The organism is Streptomyces nidicola (assembly GCF_050106155.1).
Classification (GTDB): domain Bacteria; phylum Actinomycetota; class Actinomycetes; order Streptomycetales; family Streptomycetaceae; genus Streptomyces.
In genome coordinates, this window is the sequence record NZ_JBNBPI010000001.1 from 6,122,886 (window position 1) to 6,138,655 (window position 15,770).

The window sequence follows — 15,770 nt, forward strand, 5'->3', positions numbered from 1 at the left end:
AGGAGCCCACGCATCATGGCAAACCGTCAGCAGCCCAGCAGCATGCCGATCCACAAGTACGGCCAGTACGACCAGGTCGACATCCCGGACCGCACGTGGCCCGGCAAGCGGATCACCACCGCCCCCCGCTGGCTCTCCACCGACCTGCGCGACGGCAACCAGGCGCTGATCGACCCGATGTCGCCGGCCCGCAAGCGCGCGATGTTCGACCTGCTGGTCAAGATGGGCTACAAGGAGATCGAGGTCGGCTTCCCCGCGTCGGGGCAGACGGACTTCGACTTCGTACGCTCGATCATCGAGGACCCGGCCGCCATCCCGGACGACGTCACGATCTCCGTACTGACCCAGGCCCGTGAGGACCTGATCGAGCGGACCGTGGAGTCCCTGAAGGGCGCCAAGAACGCCACGGTGCATCTGTACAACGCGACGGCGCCGGTCTTCCGCCGCGTCGTCTTCCGCGGCTCCAAGGAGCAGATCAAGCAGATCGCCGTCGACGGCACGCGCCTGGTCATGGAGTACGCGGAGAAGCTGCTGGGCCCCGAGACGAAGTTCGGCTACCAGTACAGCCCCGAGATCTTCACGGACACCGAGCTGGAGTTCGCCCTGGAGGTCTGCGAGGCCGTCATGGACGTCTACCAGCCGGGCCCGGACCGCGAGATCATCCTCAACCTGCCCGCCACGGTGGAGCGTTCGACGCCGTCCACGCACGCGGACCGCTTCGAGTGGATGTCGCGCAACCTGTCGCGCCGCGAGTACGTGTGCCTGTCCATCCACCCGCACAACGACCGCGGCACCGCCGTCGCCGCCGCCGAGCTGGGCGTGATGGCGGGCGGCGACCGCGTCGAGGGCTGCCTGTTCGGACAGGGCGAGCGCACCGGCAACGTCGACCTGGTCACCCTGGGCATGAACCTGTTCTCGCAGGGCGTCGACCCGCAGATCGACTTCTCCGACATCGACGAGATCCGTCGTACGTGGGAGTACTGCAACCAGATGGAGGTCCACCCGCGCCACCCGTACGTGGGCGACCTGGTCTACACGTCCTTCTCCGGCTCCCACCAGGACGCCATCAAGAAGGGCTTCGACGCCATGGAGGCCGACGCCAAGGCCAAGGGCGTCACCGTCGACGACATCGAGTGGGCCGTCCCGTACCTGCCGATCGACCCGAAGGACGTCGGCCGCTCCTACGAGGCCGTCATCCGCGTCAACTCGCAGTCCGGCAAGGGCGGCATCGCGTACGTCCTGAAGGACGGGCACAACCTGGACCTGCCGCGCCGTATGCAGGTCGAGTTCTCCAAGGTGATCCAGCAGAAGACGGACGCCGAGGGCGGCGAGGTCACGCCGAAGGACATCTGGAACGTCTTCCAGGACGAGTACCTGCCGAACCCGGCCAACCCGTGGGGCCGCATCCAGGTCAAGACGGGCCAGACCACGACCGACACGGACGGCGTGGACACGCTGACCGTCGAGGCCGAGGTGGACGGCGAGGAGAAGGTGCTGGTCGGTACCGGCAACGGACCGATCTCCGCGTTCTTCCACGCCCTGCAGGGCATCGGCATCGACGCCCGGCTGCTGGACTACCAGGAGCACACGATGAGCGAGGGCGCCTCCGCGGTCGCCGCCTCGTACATCGAGGTCGCCATCGAGGACAAGGTTCTGTGGGGCATCGGCACCGATGCGAACACGACACGTGCGTCGCTGAAGGCGGTCGTCTCCGCGGTCAACCGCGCGAGCCGCTGAGGCGCTTGAGCTGCGGTGATGCGGCCCCGTGCACCTTTTGTGGGTGCCCGGGGCCGCGTCGTCTCCCGGCCAGGAACGAGAAGTTCCGTGACCTCGGCGTGACCAAGGTACTGACGCCGCATCAACAATGTGGCTAACATCACGCCAACGCCGCGATGATGCGGCGCCACGACGGGAGGTGTGCGACGTGCTGCCGAATCATGGACGCATGGGACTGACCGGGCTCTCGCGGGTGTTCGGGGTGCACACCATATGGACGACCGTCGGCGACGGCGAGTTCTTCTGTCCGGGCTGCGGCGGCGATCGCAACTACCAACGGCGGACCGGGAAACGACGGCTGGTGCTGCTCGGCGTTCCCGTCGTGCCGCGCGGACAGGCGGGCCCTGTCGTCGAATGCGCGGCCTGCGAGGGCCGGTTCGGCACGGACGCGCTCGACCACCCCACCACGCACCGCTTCTCGGCGATGCTGCGGGACGCCGTGCACACGGTGGTGCTCGCGGTCCTCGCGGGCGGTGGCACGTCGCCGCAGGCCCTCGAGTGCGCGGTGGGTACGTTGCGGGACGCCGGGTTCGAGGACACCTCCGAGGAACAACTCGCGGCGCTCGTCGAGGCGTTGGTGACCGATGCGGGGCGCGTCGCGGAGCAGTGCGGGACGGGGGCCGGGCTCGCCATAGAGCTGCACGAGGCGCTCGATCCGCTGGCGCAGCATCTCGCTCCGGCGGGGCGGGAGTCGATCCTGTTGCAGGGGGCGCGGATCGCGCTCGCGGACGGGGTGTATTCGGTGGGGGAGCGGGATGTGCTCGGCACGGTGGGCGCCGCTCTTACCTTGTGCACGGATGAGGTCGGAGAGCTTCTGGTCGTCGCTGCGCGTACGCCGAGCTGAGCCCACGTCTCGGGGCTCTGCCCCGGACCCCGCTGCTCAATCGCCGCAGGGACTTGATTTGCCCGAACTGCCGCAGGGGCTGTCGCGTTCAGCCGTGGGCCGTCCGGTGCAGGGGCTGGTACAGGCCCACCTCGCCGCCGCCGGGCAGGCGGAAGGACGTGAGGCGGCCCCAGCGCATGTTCTGGACGGGGGACGTGAACTCGACGCCCTTGTCCGTGAGTTCGGTGACCGTGCGGTCCACGTCGTCGCACATCAGCATCAGCTCGTGCCTGGGCGCGTCCTCCGTCGGATGCACGGCGATCTCTGAGGGCGGCGCCGTGAAGATCAGCCAGCCGCCCCCGGCGTCGACGTGCGGGAAGCCGAGCACGTCCCGGAGGAAGGCCCGGTCGGCGTCCGCGTCGGAGGAGTAGAGGATGGTGTGCGCTCCTGTGATCATGCGGGTGAGCCTAGGGCCCGTCGTTTGGATCACGCCGTAGCGGCGCGAGGGTGCGGTCAGCCCGGGGCGGCACCGGTTTCCGTGGCCAGGCTGTAGGCGACGCCGTCCGCGGTGTCCATCTCCAGGCCCGCCGCGTACTGCGACTCGTACGCGCTGTCGCCGAGCGCCTCCCGGATGCGGTGCTCCGTGCGGTCCCGCGTGGCCACCAGGTCGGGGGAGCCGAGCTGGGGGCGGCCCAGGCCCAGCCACACGCGCTGGCCGATGCCGAGCAGCCGGGCCGCGCGGCGGGGCTCGCCGAGCGTGCTCAGCGAGGCGGCCAGCGCGTCGATCGCGACGGCCACGCCCACCCGGTCACGGAACCGGGACTTGCCCGCGATGGTGGTGAGCGCGTGCCGCGCGGCCTCGGCGGGACGGTCCTGGCCGTTCGCCGCGAGGGCCGCCGCCCAGCTGGCCCAGGCGCGGGACCACTGCTCGCCGCGCCGGTCGCACTCGGCGACCAGCTTGGCGGCCACCTCGGCGGCTTCCGTGAACTCGCCCGACAGGACGTGGACGACCGAGCGGCACGCCGTCACCACGAACCAGGCCGCATCGTAGGGGCCGGTGTACGCCGGGGTGGCCAGGGCGGTGTCGAGCACTACGGCGGACTCGCGCAGGCGGCCCGTCAGACACAGCGCCACGCCTTCCAGGTAGGCCGCCGCCATCATCTGGCCCGGTGTCGGATCCGGCCCGATGCGCTCGCGGAACAGCCTCGACACCTTCAGGCCCGTCTCCATGTCGCCGCCTGTCATCGCCGCCACCCCCCAGGCCCACAGAGCGAGCGGATGCTCGGTCCCCGGCCGCTCGGACAGGGCCAGCGCCGCCTCCGCGTACCGCCGTCCCTCGCGGGCGAACCCGCAGGGGAACCAGAGGATCCACAGGTGCCCGCAGAGCCGCTGCGCGGCCGGCCCGTCGCGGGTCTCCAGGCAGAAGTCGAGCGCCAGGCGGAAGTTGGGGTGGTCGGTGACGAGGCGCTCGTACCACTGCTCCTGCTCGCGCCCCATCCAGCCCGCGTCCGCCCGCCGCGCGAGCTCCAGGTGGAAGTCCCGGTGCCTGCGCCGCGCCCCCGCCACCTCCTCGGGCCCGAGCTGCGCCAGCCACGACGCCCCGAACTCGCGGACCGTGTCGAGCATGTCGTAGCGCCCGCCGGGCCTGCGCCGCATCAGTGACTTGGCCACGAGCCCATCGAGCGCCCCGGCCACCGCGTCCTCGCCGAGCGGCCCGCCGCGGCCCACCACCCGCGCGCCGGCCGGGTCGAAGCCGCCGGTGAACACGGAGAGCCGCGCCCACAGCAGCCGTTCGAGCGGCGTGCACAGTTCGTGGCTCCAGCCGATGGTGGCGCGCAGCGTGCGATGGCGCGGGGGTCCCGTGTGCCCGTCCGAGGCGGTCAGCGCGTCGAGGCGGTCGCCGAGCAGGGAACCGAGCCGCTCCAGGGGGAGTTCGGCGAGCCGGGCCGCGGCCAGTTCGATCGCCAGCGGGATGCCGTCGAGGTGTCGGCAGACGGCCTCGGCGACGCCCCGCTCGCCGGGCCCGAGCCGGAAGCCGGGGAAGGCGAGCGCGGCCCGGTCGGCGAAGAGCGCGACCGCGTCGCCGGGCCGCTCCTCGTCGCCCTCGGCCGTGACGGGCAGCGGCGCGACCATGAACCGGGTCTCGTCGGCGAGCCCCAGCGGCTGCCTGCTCGTCGCCAGGACACGAAGGCCGGGCGCGACGTCGAGCAGCTCGCGGACCAGCCGGCCGCAGTCCTCCAGAAGGTGCTCGCACGTGTCGAGGACGAGCAACACCCGCTTGTCGGCGAGCCACTGGGCGACGACGTCGGTGGCGGCCTCGTTCGAGTTGTCGGCGAGCCGCAGCTCCTCCAGGAGTACGTTGCCGAGCAGTGCCGGGTCGTGCAGCGGGGAGAGCGGCACGAAGCACACCACGTCCGCCAGGCGCGGGCCCGTGCGCAGGGCCAGGCGGGCGGCGAGCCGTGTCTTGCCGACGCCGCCGACGCCGGTGAGTGTGAGCAGCCGATGGTCGCTCAGCTCCTGCTCCAGGTAAGCGAGTTCGGCCTCTCGGCCGATGAACTGGGTGGCCTCGACGGGCAGGGTTTCCACAGTGACAGTTTGCTCCGTCCGGCGCGCCGACTCGCCGGGATCGGTCGAGCCGAGCGCCTGCGGCGCCCCCTTCCCCGGATACCGGACCGAATGCGACGGAGAGTTACCAGTTCCGGTCCGCACTGGTCCGATGAGGTTCAACGGAGCGTGACCGTCGGTGTGTTGGTCCATAGTGGGCGGTTCACGCACGCGGGGTGGAGCGGCGAGGTCGAGGTCGAGAAATGCTACGAAGTCGGTGGGGAGCCCACGTGCCGTGCGTCGCCCTGCTCGGCCTGTGCGCCGCGCTCGCGGCCTGCGCCGCCGCCTGGCGTCCCGCGCATCCCGCTGTCGCGGTCCTGCTCATCGGCCCGCTCCTGGCCTGCGCCCGGCTCGGCGTGCGGGCCACGCTCACCACGGCCGCGTGGGCGGTGGCCCTCGCGGTGGCGGTGGGCGGCGTACGGCACGTCGGCGCGGGGCCACAGCTCGCGGTCGAGTACCTCGTGCTGTTCGGCGGCGGCCTCACCGCGGTCCGCATCGCCCGCCGGGAGGCGGCCGGTTCGGCCGGGCTGCGCCGGCTCGGCGAGGTCGCGCAGGTGGCGCAGGCGGCGCTGCTGCGGCCGGTCGAGGCGCGGTTCGGCGACATCGACGTGCACACGCGCCACCACTGCGCGGTCGCCTCGGAGACGGTCGGCGGCGACGTCTACGCCGTGGCCAACACCCCGTACGGGCTGCGGGTGTTCATCGGCGACGTGCGGGGGCACGGGCTCGACGCGGTGTGCGTCAACGTGGCGGTCGCCGACGGGTTCCGCGACCTCGCCTATGTCACAGCGGACCTCACGGAGCTCGCCGTGCGACTCGACGCCCGCATCGCCCCCGTGCTCGGCCCGGAGGACTTCGTCACGGCCGTGTTCGCCGAGTTCGCCCCGGGCGAGGTCAGGCTCGTCAACTGCGGCCATCCGCCGCCTCTACGGGTGGGCGCCCACACCAAGGTCCTCACCCCGGTGACCTGTTCGCTGCCCCTGGGCCTCGGTTGTACGCCCACGCAGTCCCGCTACTGGATGCAGTCCGGTGACCGGTTGCTCCTCTACACGGACGGCCTCGTGGAGGCGCGGGACGCCTCCGGCGCGGAGTTCCCGCTTTTCGACCGGGCGTGCGGGGCGCTGTCGCGCACGTTGCCGTGGGAGGCGCTCGACCGGTTGTACGCGGAGGTGACGGCGCATACGGGTGGGCCGCTGCGGGACGACGTGGCGCTGGTCCTGTGCGAGAGCGCTTCCGCTCTTGGGGCGCATCGAGCGGCTCCGGCAAATTCAGCTCCGCAGGCTGTCGTCCCCAAGCGGGGCTCTAATGCAACGGACGCGCGTTGATGACCGGCCCCAGGTCCTTCGCCAACGCCGTCGCCAGCGCGCGGAAGATGCGGACCTCCGGGTTGTCGTCGGTCGCCCGTACCGCGAGGTAACTGCTCTCCCACGGCGCGTCGAGCACCGGCACGAACACCGCGCCGGGCCATGCGTAATAGCGGGCGAAGGAGCGGAGCCCCGAACCCGCCGCTCGCCCGGTCACGACGCCCGTGAGGACCTCCTGCGGGGTGAGCGCGCACTCGGTGCTGCGGCGCCGCGCCCGGTCGTCGAAGTACAGGTAGTCGACGAAGGTGTGCGGCGTGTGCCGGGGCACCCGGAAGATCGGCAGGTCGGCCACGTCCGCGACACCCACTCCGCTCTCCCGGGCGTCGGCCAGCGGCGACCGCTCGTGCACCACCACGATCCGCTGCTCCGTGGTGAGCACGTCGGCCACGACCCGCTCGTCGTCCGGGCTCGGCCGCACGAACGCGACGTCGACCCGGTCCTCCAGGAGCGCGGTCACGTGCTCCGTGAAGTTCAGCTGCCGGATCTCGACCTTCACGTCGGGGCGGGCCCGCCGGTACGCGTTGATGGCCGCCGGGGTCAGCTCGGCCGAGCCGTGCCCCATGATCCCCACCCGCAGCGGTCGGCCGTGCTCCGGTTCCCGGGCGGTGACCTCCGCCACGTCGTCGAGCGCGGCGTTCGCGGCGGCGAGCAGGACGCGCGCGTGCCCGGCAAGGCGCACCCCGGCGGCGGTCGGCACGACAGGGGTCGCCGTCCGGTCGAGCAGCCGCGCGCCGACCTCGTTCTCCAGGCGCCGTACATGCTGTGTGACGGCCGGCGGCGACAGGAAGAGCCGCCCCGCGGCCCGTCCGAAGTGCCCCTCTTCGACGACCGCCAGGAACGACGACAGAAGCCGCAGGTCAAGCGCCATACGCCCAGCGTAGGCGCACGCGCGTGCGGGTGACGCGTGCCGTTCACGAAACGTGAATGTACGGCGCGCGCCGAACGGTCTCGGCCGTAGGAATGAGGGCATGACCGCAGCATCCGCCCTCGCGCCTCCCACCTCCTCAGCGAAGCCCCACGGCACCCGGGCCGCCTGGATCATGCTCGCGTCCGGCTGGAGCGCCAACCAGTTCTCGGCGCTGCTCGGCCCGTACCACTCCGAGCTCGGCCTGACCGCGTCGGCGGTGACGGGCCTCTTCGCGGTGTACGTCGTAGGACTGATCCCGGCGCTGCTGGTCGCGGGCCCGCTGGCCGACCGGCACGGCCGCCGCCCGGTGGCGCTCGCCGCCCTCGGCCTCAACGTCCTGTCGACCCTGATGCTGATGGCGGGCGCCGTGTGGGGCACCGCGCTGCTGCTGCCCGGCCGCTTCCTGACCGGGATCAGCGCGGGCGCGCTGCTCGCGGCGGGCAGCGCCTGGATCAAGGAACTGTCGCACTCGCCCCGCCTCTCCGGCCTCTACGTCTCGGCGGGCTTCGCCACCGGCGGCCTGGCGGCGGCGCTCATCGCGCAGTGGGCCCCGGAGCCGATGGTGACGGCGTACGTGCCGCACGTGGTGCTCGGCACGGCGGCGGGTCTGCTCGCGCTGACGGCCCCGGAGACGGGCAGGCGTCGCTCGAAGGCCCCGATGCCCGCCGTGGAGCCGAACGCCGAACCAGCCTCCGCAGCAACGAACTTGGACACCGAGGCGCGCTCCCGCTTCCGGCGCAAGGTGCTGCCGGTCGCCCCCTGGGTCTTCGTGGCGCCCACCATCGGCTTCGTCACGCTCCCCGGCGCGGTCCACGCGGGCCTGCTGTTCACCGGTGTCGCCACGGCCGTCGTCCCCGGCATCGGCCTGCTCACCGCGCGCCGCGCCGTCGCCACACCGGTGCCGGGCCTGCTCACGACCGCCGTCGGCGCGGCGGCGGCAGCGACCGCCGCCGCGAGCGGCAGCCGCGTCCTCGCGATGGCCGCCGCGGCGGTCCTCGGCGCGGGCTACGGACTGAGCCTCGCCCACGGCCTGACCCGCACGGCGACCCTCGCCCCGCCCCACCAACTCGCGCGCTGGACGGCCAAGTTCTGGACAGCGGCGTACCTCGGCATGTTCACCCCGTACGTCCTGACCCTCCTCGGTGGCACGGCACCGACCTGGGAGCTGCTGGCGGCGGTGGCCGCGCTCGCGCTGGTCGTGGCGGCCGTGACGCGGCTGCGGGCGGCGGGCGCGCCGGTGGCGGAGGTCAGCCGGGCGTGAGGCAGTAGGCGATGCCGTCGTCGGGGGACATCGCGCGGCCCGCGGCGTACTCCGTGTCGTACGTGGCGTCGCCGATGGCCGTGCGGATCTGGCGCTCCGTCGCGGTGTGGGCCGCGACCATCTCGGCGGAGTCCAAGTGGGGCCGGCCCAGCGTCTGCCAGATCCGTTGGCCGATGCCGAGCAGCCGGGCGGCCCGTTCGGAGCGGCCGGTGGCCGTGGTGGCGGTGGCCAGGGCCTCGACGGCCATGACGACGCCGAAGCTGTCGTGGAACAGTGACTTGTGCTCGATGGCGGTACGGGCATGGGCGCCGGCCTCGGAGATGTGACCGAGGGAGAGGGTGGCGAGGGCTCGTACGTAATCCGCGAACCCGCGAATCCAGAGCTCTCCGAGGCGTTCGCACTCCTCCGTCATCTCGGACACCAAGGCCGCGCAGCCCGCCGCGTCCCCCTGGCCGAGACGGGCGTACGAGTGGGTGATGCGCAGCAGGTACCACGTCGCAGGGAACACATCACGAGGCGGCAGCCGGGACGGTGTCGGGCTGACGTCCAACGCGACCTGCTTGTGCTCGCCCCGCAGAGCCAATGTGGCAGCCTGGATGTGGGCCGCCGCGAGTCGCGTGGCCTCGTCGCCATGGGTGGCGGAGTAGGTCCGCAGTTCGTCGGAGAAGCGCTGAGACACCGCGATGTCGCCCAGCGCCAGCGCGACGTAGGCGCGCGCCCACAGTGCCTTCGCCCGCTCGGGGCTGGGCTCGCGGCAGAGGTCGAGCGCCAGCTCCAGATAGTGCGCCCCCTCCCGCGTGTGGCCGAAGCCCGCCCACATCATCCACAGTGACCCGCCGATCTCCAGGGCGGTGCGCCCCTCGCCCCGGGCCAGGCAGAACCGCAGTGCCGTACGGAAGTTGGCGCGGTCGGCGATCAGTCGGGTGTACCAGGAGACCTGGTCAGGGCCGACCCACTCTGCGTCCGCCCGGCACGCCAGGTCCCGGTAGAAGTCCCGGTGGCGCACCTGCACCTCGGTCTCCTCGCTCAGTTCGTACAGCCAGTGCGCGCCGAACTCGCGCACCGTGTCGAGCATGCTGTAGCGCTCGCCGCCCAGGCCATCGGGGTGCTTGCCCACAAGCGACTTCGTCACGAGTCCCGCGAGCACCTCCGCCACCCGCTCGATCGCCAACGGCCCGCCGCAGCCGATCGCCTGCGCGCCCGCGAGGTCGAAGCCGCCGGTGCACACGGACAGGCGCGCCCACAGCAACCGCTCCAGCGGCGTGCACAGTTCGTGGCTCCACCCGATGGTGGTGCGCAGCGTCCGATGCCGGGGCAGCGTCCGGCCCGCCTTGCCGGATTGGGCGACGAGGGTCTCGAAGCGGTGCTGAAGCCGGTCGTTGAGTTCGTACACCGAGTGGTCGGGCAGCTCGGCGAGCTGGGCGGCGGCCAGCTCGATGGCGAGCGGGATGCCGTCGAGCCGGCGGCAGACGGCGGCGGCCGCCATCCGGTCGGTGTCGGCCAGGGAGAAGCCGGTGACCGCTTCGGCGGCCCGCTGGGCGAAGAGCGCGACGGCGTCGCCGCAGGCGGGCGCGTCCCTGGCGGCCACCACCTCCGGAACCGGCAACGGGTCGACGGGGAAGACCAGTTCACCGGGCACGGCGAGCCCCTGCCGGCTGGTGGTCAGGATCCGCAGCCCCGGCGCCGCGTCGAGCAGCATGCGTACGAGACGGGAACAGGCCTCGACGAGGTGCTCGCAGGAGTCGAGGACCAGGAGCAGCTCCTTGTCGGCCAGCCACTCGGCGACCAGTTCCTCGGGCGACCGGTTGAACTGGTCGGCGAGGCGCAAGTCCTCCAGGAGCACGTGCCCGAGCAGCGAGGCGTCGCGCAGCGGGGCGAGGGCGACGAAGCGTGCGCCGTCCGCGAGCGCCGGGGCGACGCGTGCCGCCGCCCGCGCCGCGAGCCGCGACTTCCCGACGCCGCCCACTCCGGTGAGGGTCACCAGGCGGCTGCCCGTCAATGCCTTCTCGATCCCGTCGAGTTCGCGGGCGCGGCCCACAAAGCTTGTCGTCTCGACGGGTAGGTACCTCGTGGTCGACATGCGCCCTCCACTGTCCGTGTGCACTCCGCAGGCCCGGAAGAAGTCTCCTCCGATGCGAGGGCGGTGCGGGGCCGGCCGGGCCCGTTGGCTGCCGGATGGGTGCGCTTCGGTCATACATGGTCGATGTGTGATCGACTCCGGACAACGGGAGGTGAGCGTCCGGTATTTGGGGCATCGTGGCCGACTTGGTACGGCGGGGTGGAGCGTGCGGGGGAAGAAAAGTCAGGAGGCCGCCCATGGCTGAGCAGGACGTGGGACGGGGAGGACGACCACGGCCGGCGGAGGTGATCCCGCTGTTGGGGTCGGGGGTGCTGGCGGCCGGACCGGGACTCCTCGTACCCGGCTGGCCGCCGATGATCGCATTCCTGTTGATCGTGCCGATGCTGGCCGCGCTGCGTCTCGACGCCCGGTGCACGGCGGGCGCGGCCGTACTCGCGATGGTCCTCGCCGTCACCGTGACGGTGGTGCGCGATCTGGTATTGACGCCGTGGGCCGCCGCCGAGTGTCTGGCACTGCTGATGGGCGGCGTGCTGACCGTGCGGCTCTCGATGCGCGACGCGGTGCGCGCGACGGCGCTCTCCCATGCCACGGAGGTCGCCCGCGTCGCCGAGGCGGCGATCCTGCGGCCGTTCTCCGCGCGGGTCGGCGGGATCGCCGTGTGCACGCGGCACCATTGCAGGGTCTCCGGGACCACGGTGGGCGGCGATCTGTACGACGTCGTGCACACCCCGTACGGCACGAGGCTGTTCATCGGGGACGTACGAGGGCACGGCCTGGACGCGGTACGCATCACGGCGAGCGCGCTGAGCGGCTTCCGCGACCTCGCCTACGTGACGCCCGAACTCCCTCAGTTGGTACGTGAGTTGGACGCTCGTCTGGCGTCCGACTTAGGTGCGGAGGACTTCGTCACGGCCGTGTTCGCCGAGTTCGGGCCGAGCGAGGTCAAGAGCGTGAACTGCGGCCACCCGCCGCCGTTGCGCCTCGGGTCCCCGCCCAAACTCCTCGAACCGCACGTCGCCTGCCGGCCCCTGGGTCTCGGCCCGGAACCGGAGCAGAGCAAGTACTGGCTCCAGCACGGCGACCGCCTGCTCTTCTACACCGACGGCCTCTCCGAGGCCCGTGACCGGCAGGGCGTCGAGTTCCCGCTGGAGGAGGCGGCCGCCGACGCCGCCTCCTCCACGGTCCGGCCCGACGACTTCCTGGACACGCTGTACGAGGCGGTGACCACGCACACGGGTGGGCCGTTGCGGGACGACGTGGCCCTGGTCCTCTGCGAGGACGTGGGCTCCGCCGGGGACCGGTTCAGCCCCGCGGCCGCACCGTACCCGTCACAAAGGCGGCCCATGCTGCCGCGCCGATGACGACGACGTGCCCCTCCGGGACCTTGGAATCCCGGACGGGCACGACGCCGGTGACTCCGTCGGCGACCTCGAGGCAGTCGCCGCCTTGGCCGTTGCTGTAACTACTTTTGCGCCAGCGCGCGTTGCTCAGTTCGTACTCGCGCATCGTCTGTGGTCCTCCGCCGCCGATTCGATCAGGGCCAGGGCCACCTCCGGCGACAGCGCGGCGACCCTGAGTAGATCGTATGTGCGCAGCACGTGCTTCACTACGGCCGGACTGTCGATGAGCGTCCCCGAATACTCCGTCTCTGTATAGGCGACCGGTGGGGCGTCCTCGAACTCCATCAGCTTGAGCATCCCGCCCATCGAGGGGAACGACCCCGCGGCGTACGGGATCACCGCCACCCACGTCACGCGCTGTCGCATCAAGTCCGCCACGTGTTCCAACTGCTCAGCCATGGCGGCCGGTCCGCCCACAGGCGTGCGCAGGACGTTCTCGTGCAACGTCACCCAATACTCGGGCCGTGCGGCGTCCCGAAGGATGGTCGCCCGCTCCCGGCGGGCAGACACCATCTCCTCCACGTAGTCGTCCGTGACGAACGGGTTCGCCGAGAGGGTGACCGCCCGGGCATACGCAGCCGTCTGCAACAGTCCCGGCACCACGATGGGTGCGAACTCGCAGATCTTCGTGGCGGTCCGCTCAAGCTCGACCACCTCCGCGAAATACCCCGCGTAGCGATGGTCGTCGATCAGGCCGCGCCACATCCGCTCGAAAATACCGTCGGATTGCAGCGCCTCGTCAATCCTCTGGGCTACATCCAACTGCGGTTTGCGAATTGCCTGTTCGAACTGGCCGATGTAGCCGCCGGAAACGAATACGCGTAACCCCAACTCCACTTGGGTCAGCCCCGCGTCCTCGCGACGCCGCTTCAACTCCACGCCGAAGAACTCCCACGCCGCCTGCCGCGAACCCTTGGCCATGGCCAACCCCCATGTGAAGCCACGCAGTTGTAGTGCGCAGACCTCTCCCCACTGTAGAAGCGGAGCGCCACCGTGGAGACACAAAGCGTGAAATTCAATGAGGCAGGGGAGCCACGTGACGGAACAATCGAAGCACGCCGCGCTGTGCGTGGAGGAAGCCGAGGAAATGGTGGAGACATTGCGAGCCGCACTCGCCGGAGCGGGAATTGTGCTGCCCTCGCTCGGCCTCGATCCCGGGTCAATCGCACGGAGTGCCCCGTGTCCCTTGGTGGAATTGGGACGTTGTCCGGTTGACGCGGCGGCCCGGCTCGCCGCCGTACTCCTCGCAGGGTCGGACGACAGGAGCGCTACGCCATGAAACCGCCGATCGGTTCGTACGCGGTCGACACGAGCACGGGTCAGGTGGGACGAGTGATGGGGCACGAGGGGCCGTACGTACAGTTGCGGCCCTTCGGGGGCGGGCGTGAGTGGGACTGCCCGCCGGAGGTGCTGCGCGTGGCGTCGACGACGGAGCGGGTGCGGGCGGCGACGGCGTACGAGAACAGAAGAAGCCGGGGTGAGGTCCCTTAGCCCTTCGGCTAGGCCCTTCGGCGGGTCGACCACATCAGGGCCGCCGCCACGGCCACGAGCACCGCGAACACCGCCGATACGGCCGTCATCCCGGCCCGCGCGTCCCGCAGGCCGGGTCCGGACACCGCGAAGAACAGCATGCCGAGCAGGGCGACACCCAGTGAACTCGCCGCCTGCTGTGCCGTGTTGAGCATCCCGGACGCCGCGCCCGCCGTCCCGGGTGTCACCCGTGACAGGGCCGCGCCGATGATCGGCGGCATCAGCAGGCCGTTGCCGAGGCCGTTGAGGAGGAGGGCGGGCGTGAGGGCCCAGGGGGAGAGCGTCCCGCCGGACGCGGTGAGCTGGGCCGCGGCGAGGGCCAGGCCGGCCACCACCAGCGCCCCGCCCGCCACCGGCCACCGCACCCCGTGGCGTGCCGTGAGTCGCCCGCTGAGCAGCGAACCCGTGGTGAACATGACCGCCTGCGGGACGAACACCGCGCCGGCCGTGAGCGGGCTCGCGCCGAGGCCCGCCTGGAGCAGCAGCGCCAGCGTGAACATATAGGCGCCGAAGTAGAGCTGGAAGGCGCCCAGGCCCGCGAGCAGGGTCAGATACGGGCGGTTGCGGAACAGGGCGGGGTTCAGGACCGGTTCGCCGCCGCGCGCCCGCAGAGCCCGCTGCCACCGCCACGTCGCCCACGCCACGGGGGCGGCCGCCGCCAGGCACACCCACGTCCACACCGGCCACCCCTCGTCCCGGCCGAGCGCCGGCGGCACCAGGAGCAGGGCCAGCGTCGCGGTGACACCCAGCGCGCCGAGCGCGTCGAACTGCCGCCGGGGGCCTGAGAGATGGGGCGGCAGCATCCGCCACGCGGCGACCGATGCGGCCACGCCCACGGGAACGTTCACCAGGAACACCGCGCGCCAGCCCAGCCCGGACACGTCCGCCTGGAGGAGTACGCCGCCGAGGAGCTGCCCGGCGATCGACCCGATGCCCGCCACCGCGCCGTTCCAGCCGGTGGCCCGGCCCCGGTGCGCCGCCGGGAAGCGGGCCGTCACCAGCGACAGCACCTGCGGCACCATCACCGCCGCCGAGAGCCCCTGCGCCATCCGCGCCACCACCAGCTCCCCGGCCCCCTGGGCGAGCCCGCACAGCAGCGACGTCACCGTGAACGCCACCATGCCCGCCACGAACGTCCGCCGGTAACCGAACCTGTCCCCGAGCCGGCCGCCTGTGATCAGCCCCGCCGCGTACGCGAACGCGTAGCCGGACACGACGAGTTCGAGCGCCGCGTCGCTCGCGCGCAGGTCCGCACGGAGCGCCTCGGTGGCGACGTTCACGACGAAGAGGTCGAAGCTCCCCATGAACGTGGCGCTGAGGGCGACCGCGAGCATCCGCCGGTCGGCGGGGGAGGGCCCGACGGAGGTGTCCTCCTGCTCGGGGGCGGTGCCGATGGTGGTGCCGATCCGGATGTCAGCCATGAGAGCCATCGGTATCATGGACATTGAATATCCATCAAGTGGATGGAAGGGTAGCCTCGGGTTCCATGAAGTTGTCCCAGGGCGTCGAGTGGGGCGTGCACTGCTGCGTGCTCCTCGTGCAGGCACCGCCCGGCGCCGCCGTGCGCCGCTCCACGCTCGCCGGGTACTACGGGCTGCCCGAGGCGTACCTCGCCAAGCACCTCAAGTCCCTTGCCGCCGCCGGTGTGCTGACTGCCACATCCGGTCCGCGCGGCGGGTTCCGGCTCGCCCGCGACCCGAAGGACATCACCGTGCTCGACGTCGTGGAGGCGGTCGAGGGCTCCGCGCCCGCCTTCGTCTGCGGCGAGATCCGGCAGCGCGGCGCCTGCGCCGTCCCGCCCGAGCGGTGCACGGGGCCGTGCGGAGTGGCGCAGGTCATGTACGACGCGGACCGGGCCTGGCGGGAGTCGCTGCGGGCCGTGACGGTGGCGGACCTGAGCGCGGGCCTGAGCAAGACGGTGCGCTCGCGCGGCCGCGCATGGCTGGCGGATCCGGCCGCGCCCCTGCCCCCGTTCCCGCAAACGGGCTCCGTGCGTAAGGGACAATGAGTGGCATGAGCCTGTTC

General features: G+C 71.9%; 14 protein-coding genes. 7 read left to right on the forward strand and 7 right to left on the reverse strand.

Annotated elements, in window-relative coordinates; translation table 11 throughout:
- Window positions 1-15 precede the first annotated feature (15 nt).
- Together leuA and ACOKM3_RS27630 are read left to right on the forward strand one after the other, a co-directional pair.
- Window positions 16-1,737 (forward strand): 2-isopropylmalate synthase, encoded by a 1,722-nt coding sequence (leuA, locus tag ACOKM3_RS27625; RefSeq protein WP_426903717.1) that lies wholly within the window; start codon window positions 16-18, stop codon window positions 1,735-1,737.
- Between the two features lie 187 nt (window positions 1,738-1,924).
- Window positions 1,925-2,620 carry a TerB family tellurite resistance protein gene (locus tag ACOKM3_RS27630; protein WP_426903718.1) on the forward strand — a complete coding sequence of 232 codons (696 nt, stop codon included), beginning with the start codon at window positions 1,925-1,927 and terminating at the stop codon, window positions 2,618-2,620.
- 88 nt (window positions 2,621-2,708) lie between these two features.
- On the opposite strand, the gene ACOKM3_RS27635 is transcribed toward ACOKM3_RS27630, so the two are convergent.
- Window positions 2,709-3,056 carry a VOC family protein gene (locus ACOKM3_RS27635; RefSeq protein ID WP_426903719.1) on the reverse strand — a complete coding sequence of 116 codons (348 nt, stop codon included), beginning with the start codon at window positions 3,054-3,056 and terminating at the stop codon, window positions 2,709-2,711.
- A 56-nt stretch (window positions 3,057-3,112) separates the two neighbouring features.
- A complete protein-coding gene (locus ACOKM3_RS27640) occupies window positions 3,113-5,185 on the reverse strand; it encodes an ATP-binding protein (protein WP_426903720.1) in 2,073 nt (690 codons plus the stop codon).
- A gap of 248 nt (window positions 5,186-5,433) precedes the next feature.
- Between ACOKM3_RS27640 and ACOKM3_RS27645 the strand changes: the two genes are divergently transcribed.
- Window positions 5,434-6,528: a PP2C family protein-serine/threonine phosphatase gene (locus ACOKM3_RS27645; RefSeq protein ID WP_426903721.1), complete on the forward strand. Its 1,095-nt coding sequence runs from the start codon at window positions 5,434-5,436 to the stop codon at window positions 6,526-6,528.
- On the opposite strand, the gene ACOKM3_RS27650 is transcribed toward ACOKM3_RS27645, so the two are convergent.
- Window positions 6,506-7,435 carry a LysR family transcriptional regulator gene (locus ACOKM3_RS27650; protein ID WP_426903722.1) on the reverse strand — a complete coding sequence of 310 codons (930 nt, stop codon included), beginning with the start codon at window positions 7,433-7,435 and terminating at the stop codon, window positions 6,506-6,508. The genes ACOKM3_RS27645 and ACOKM3_RS27650 overlap by 23 nt on opposite strands.
- A 100-nt stretch (window positions 7,436-7,535) precedes the next feature.
- Here ACOKM3_RS27650 and ACOKM3_RS27655 point away from each other — a divergent pair, with 100 nt between their 5' ends.
- Entirely contained in the window at window positions 7,536-8,735 is a 1,200-nt protein-coding gene (locus tag ACOKM3_RS27655) for an MFS transporter (RefSeq protein WP_426903723.1), read from the forward strand.
- On the opposite strand, the gene ACOKM3_RS27660 is transcribed toward ACOKM3_RS27655, so the two are convergent.
- On the reverse strand, window positions 8,722-10,815 hold the full coding sequence (locus tag ACOKM3_RS27660) for an ATP-binding protein (RefSeq protein ID WP_426903724.1): 2,094 nt from the start codon (window positions 10,813-10,815) through the stop codon (window positions 8,722-8,724). The two genes, ACOKM3_RS27655 and ACOKM3_RS27660, sit on opposite strands and share 14 nt — an antisense overlap.
- Before the next feature lie 236 nt (window positions 10,816-11,051).
- Here ACOKM3_RS27660 and ACOKM3_RS27665 point away from each other — a divergent pair, with 236 nt between their 5' ends.
- Entirely contained in the window at window positions 11,052-12,176 is a 1,125-nt protein-coding gene (locus ACOKM3_RS27665) for a PP2C family protein-serine/threonine phosphatase (RefSeq protein ID WP_426903725.1), read from the forward strand.
- Here the strand turns inward: ACOKM3_RS27665 and ACOKM3_RS27670 are convergent.
- Both ACOKM3_RS27670 and ACOKM3_RS27675 read right to left on the reverse strand, forming a co-directional pair.
- Window positions 12,118-12,321, reverse strand: a complete 204-nt coding sequence (locus ACOKM3_RS27670) for a DUF397 domain-containing protein (protein WP_426903726.1) — start codon at window positions 12,319-12,321, stop codon at window positions 12,118-12,120. The genes ACOKM3_RS27665 and ACOKM3_RS27670 overlap by 59 nt on opposite strands.
- A complete protein-coding gene (locus tag ACOKM3_RS27675) occupies window positions 12,303-13,136 on the reverse strand; it encodes a helix-turn-helix domain-containing protein (protein ID WP_426903727.1) in 834 nt (277 codons plus the stop codon). The genes ACOKM3_RS27670 and ACOKM3_RS27675 overlap by 19 nt, the downstream gene beginning before the upstream one ends.
- A gap of 354 nt (window positions 13,137-13,490) precedes the next feature.
- Here ACOKM3_RS27675 and ACOKM3_RS27680 point away from each other — a divergent pair, with 354 nt between their 5' ends.
- Window positions 13,491-13,706, forward strand: coding sequence for a hypothetical protein (locus ACOKM3_RS27680; protein ID WP_389278117.1), 216 nt, complete (start codon window positions 13,491-13,493; stop codon window positions 13,704-13,706).
- Window positions 13,707-13,714: 8 nt separating this feature from the next.
- On the opposite strand, the gene ACOKM3_RS27685 is transcribed toward ACOKM3_RS27680, so the two are convergent.
- On the reverse strand, window positions 13,715-15,166 hold the full coding sequence (locus ACOKM3_RS27685; protein WP_426903728.1) for an MFS transporter: 1,452 nt from the start codon (window positions 15,164-15,166) through the stop codon (window positions 13,715-13,717).
- A 65-nt stretch (window positions 15,167-15,231) separates the two neighbouring features.
- On the opposite strand from ACOKM3_RS27685, the gene ACOKM3_RS27690 reads away from it, so the two are divergent.
- Window positions 15,232-15,753: an RrF2 family transcriptional regulator gene (locus tag ACOKM3_RS27690; protein WP_426903729.1), complete on the forward strand. Its 522-nt coding sequence runs from the start codon at window positions 15,232-15,234 to the stop codon at window positions 15,751-15,753.
- The last annotated feature ends 17 nt before the right edge of the window (window positions 15,754-15,770 follow it).

Excerpts from the sequence above, each read along its gene's own strand:
- ACOKM3_RS27675 (WP_426903727.1), bottom strand. The coding sequence starts at position 13,136 with ATGGCCAAGGGTTCGCGGCAGGCGGCGTGGGAGTTCTTCGGCGTGGAG.
- ACOKM3_RS27660 (WP_426903724.1), bottom strand. The coding sequence starts at position 10,815 with ATGTCGACCACGAGGTACCTACCCGTCGAGACGACAAGCTTTGTGGGC.
- leuA (WP_426903717.1), top strand. The coding sequence starts at position 16 with ATGGCAAACCGTCAGCAGCCCAGCAGCATGCCGATCCACAAGTACGGC.
- ACOKM3_RS27635 (WP_426903719.1), bottom strand. The coding sequence starts at position 3,056 with ATGATCACAGGAGCGCACACCATCCTCTACTCCTCCGACGCGGACGCC.
- ACOKM3_RS27690 (WP_426903729.1), top strand. The coding sequence starts at position 15,232 with ATGAAGTTGTCCCAGGGCGTCGAGTGGGGCGTGCACTGCTGCGTGCTC.
- ACOKM3_RS27670 (WP_426903726.1), bottom strand. The coding sequence starts at position 12,321 with ATGCGCGAGTACGAACTGAGCAACGCGCGCTGGCGCAAAAGTAGTTAC.
- ACOKM3_RS27655 (WP_426903723.1), top strand. The coding sequence starts at position 7,536 with ATGACCGCAGCATCCGCCCTCGCGCCTCCCACCTCCTCAGCGAAGCCC.
- ACOKM3_RS27680 (WP_389278117.1), top strand. The coding sequence starts at position 13,491 with ATGAAACCGCCGATCGGTTCGTACGCGGTCGACACGAGCACGGGTCAG.
- ACOKM3_RS27685 (WP_426903728.1), bottom strand. The coding sequence starts at position 15,166 with ATGGCTGACATCCGGATCGGCACCACCATCGGCACCGCCCCCGAGCAG.
- ACOKM3_RS27650 (WP_426903722.1), bottom strand. The coding sequence starts at position 7,435 with ATGGCGCTTGACCTGCGGCTTCTGTCGTCGTTCCTGGCGGTCGTCGAA.
- ACOKM3_RS27665 (WP_426903725.1), top strand. The coding sequence starts at position 11,052 with ATGGCTGAGCAGGACGTGGGACGGGGAGGACGACCACGGCCGGCGGAG.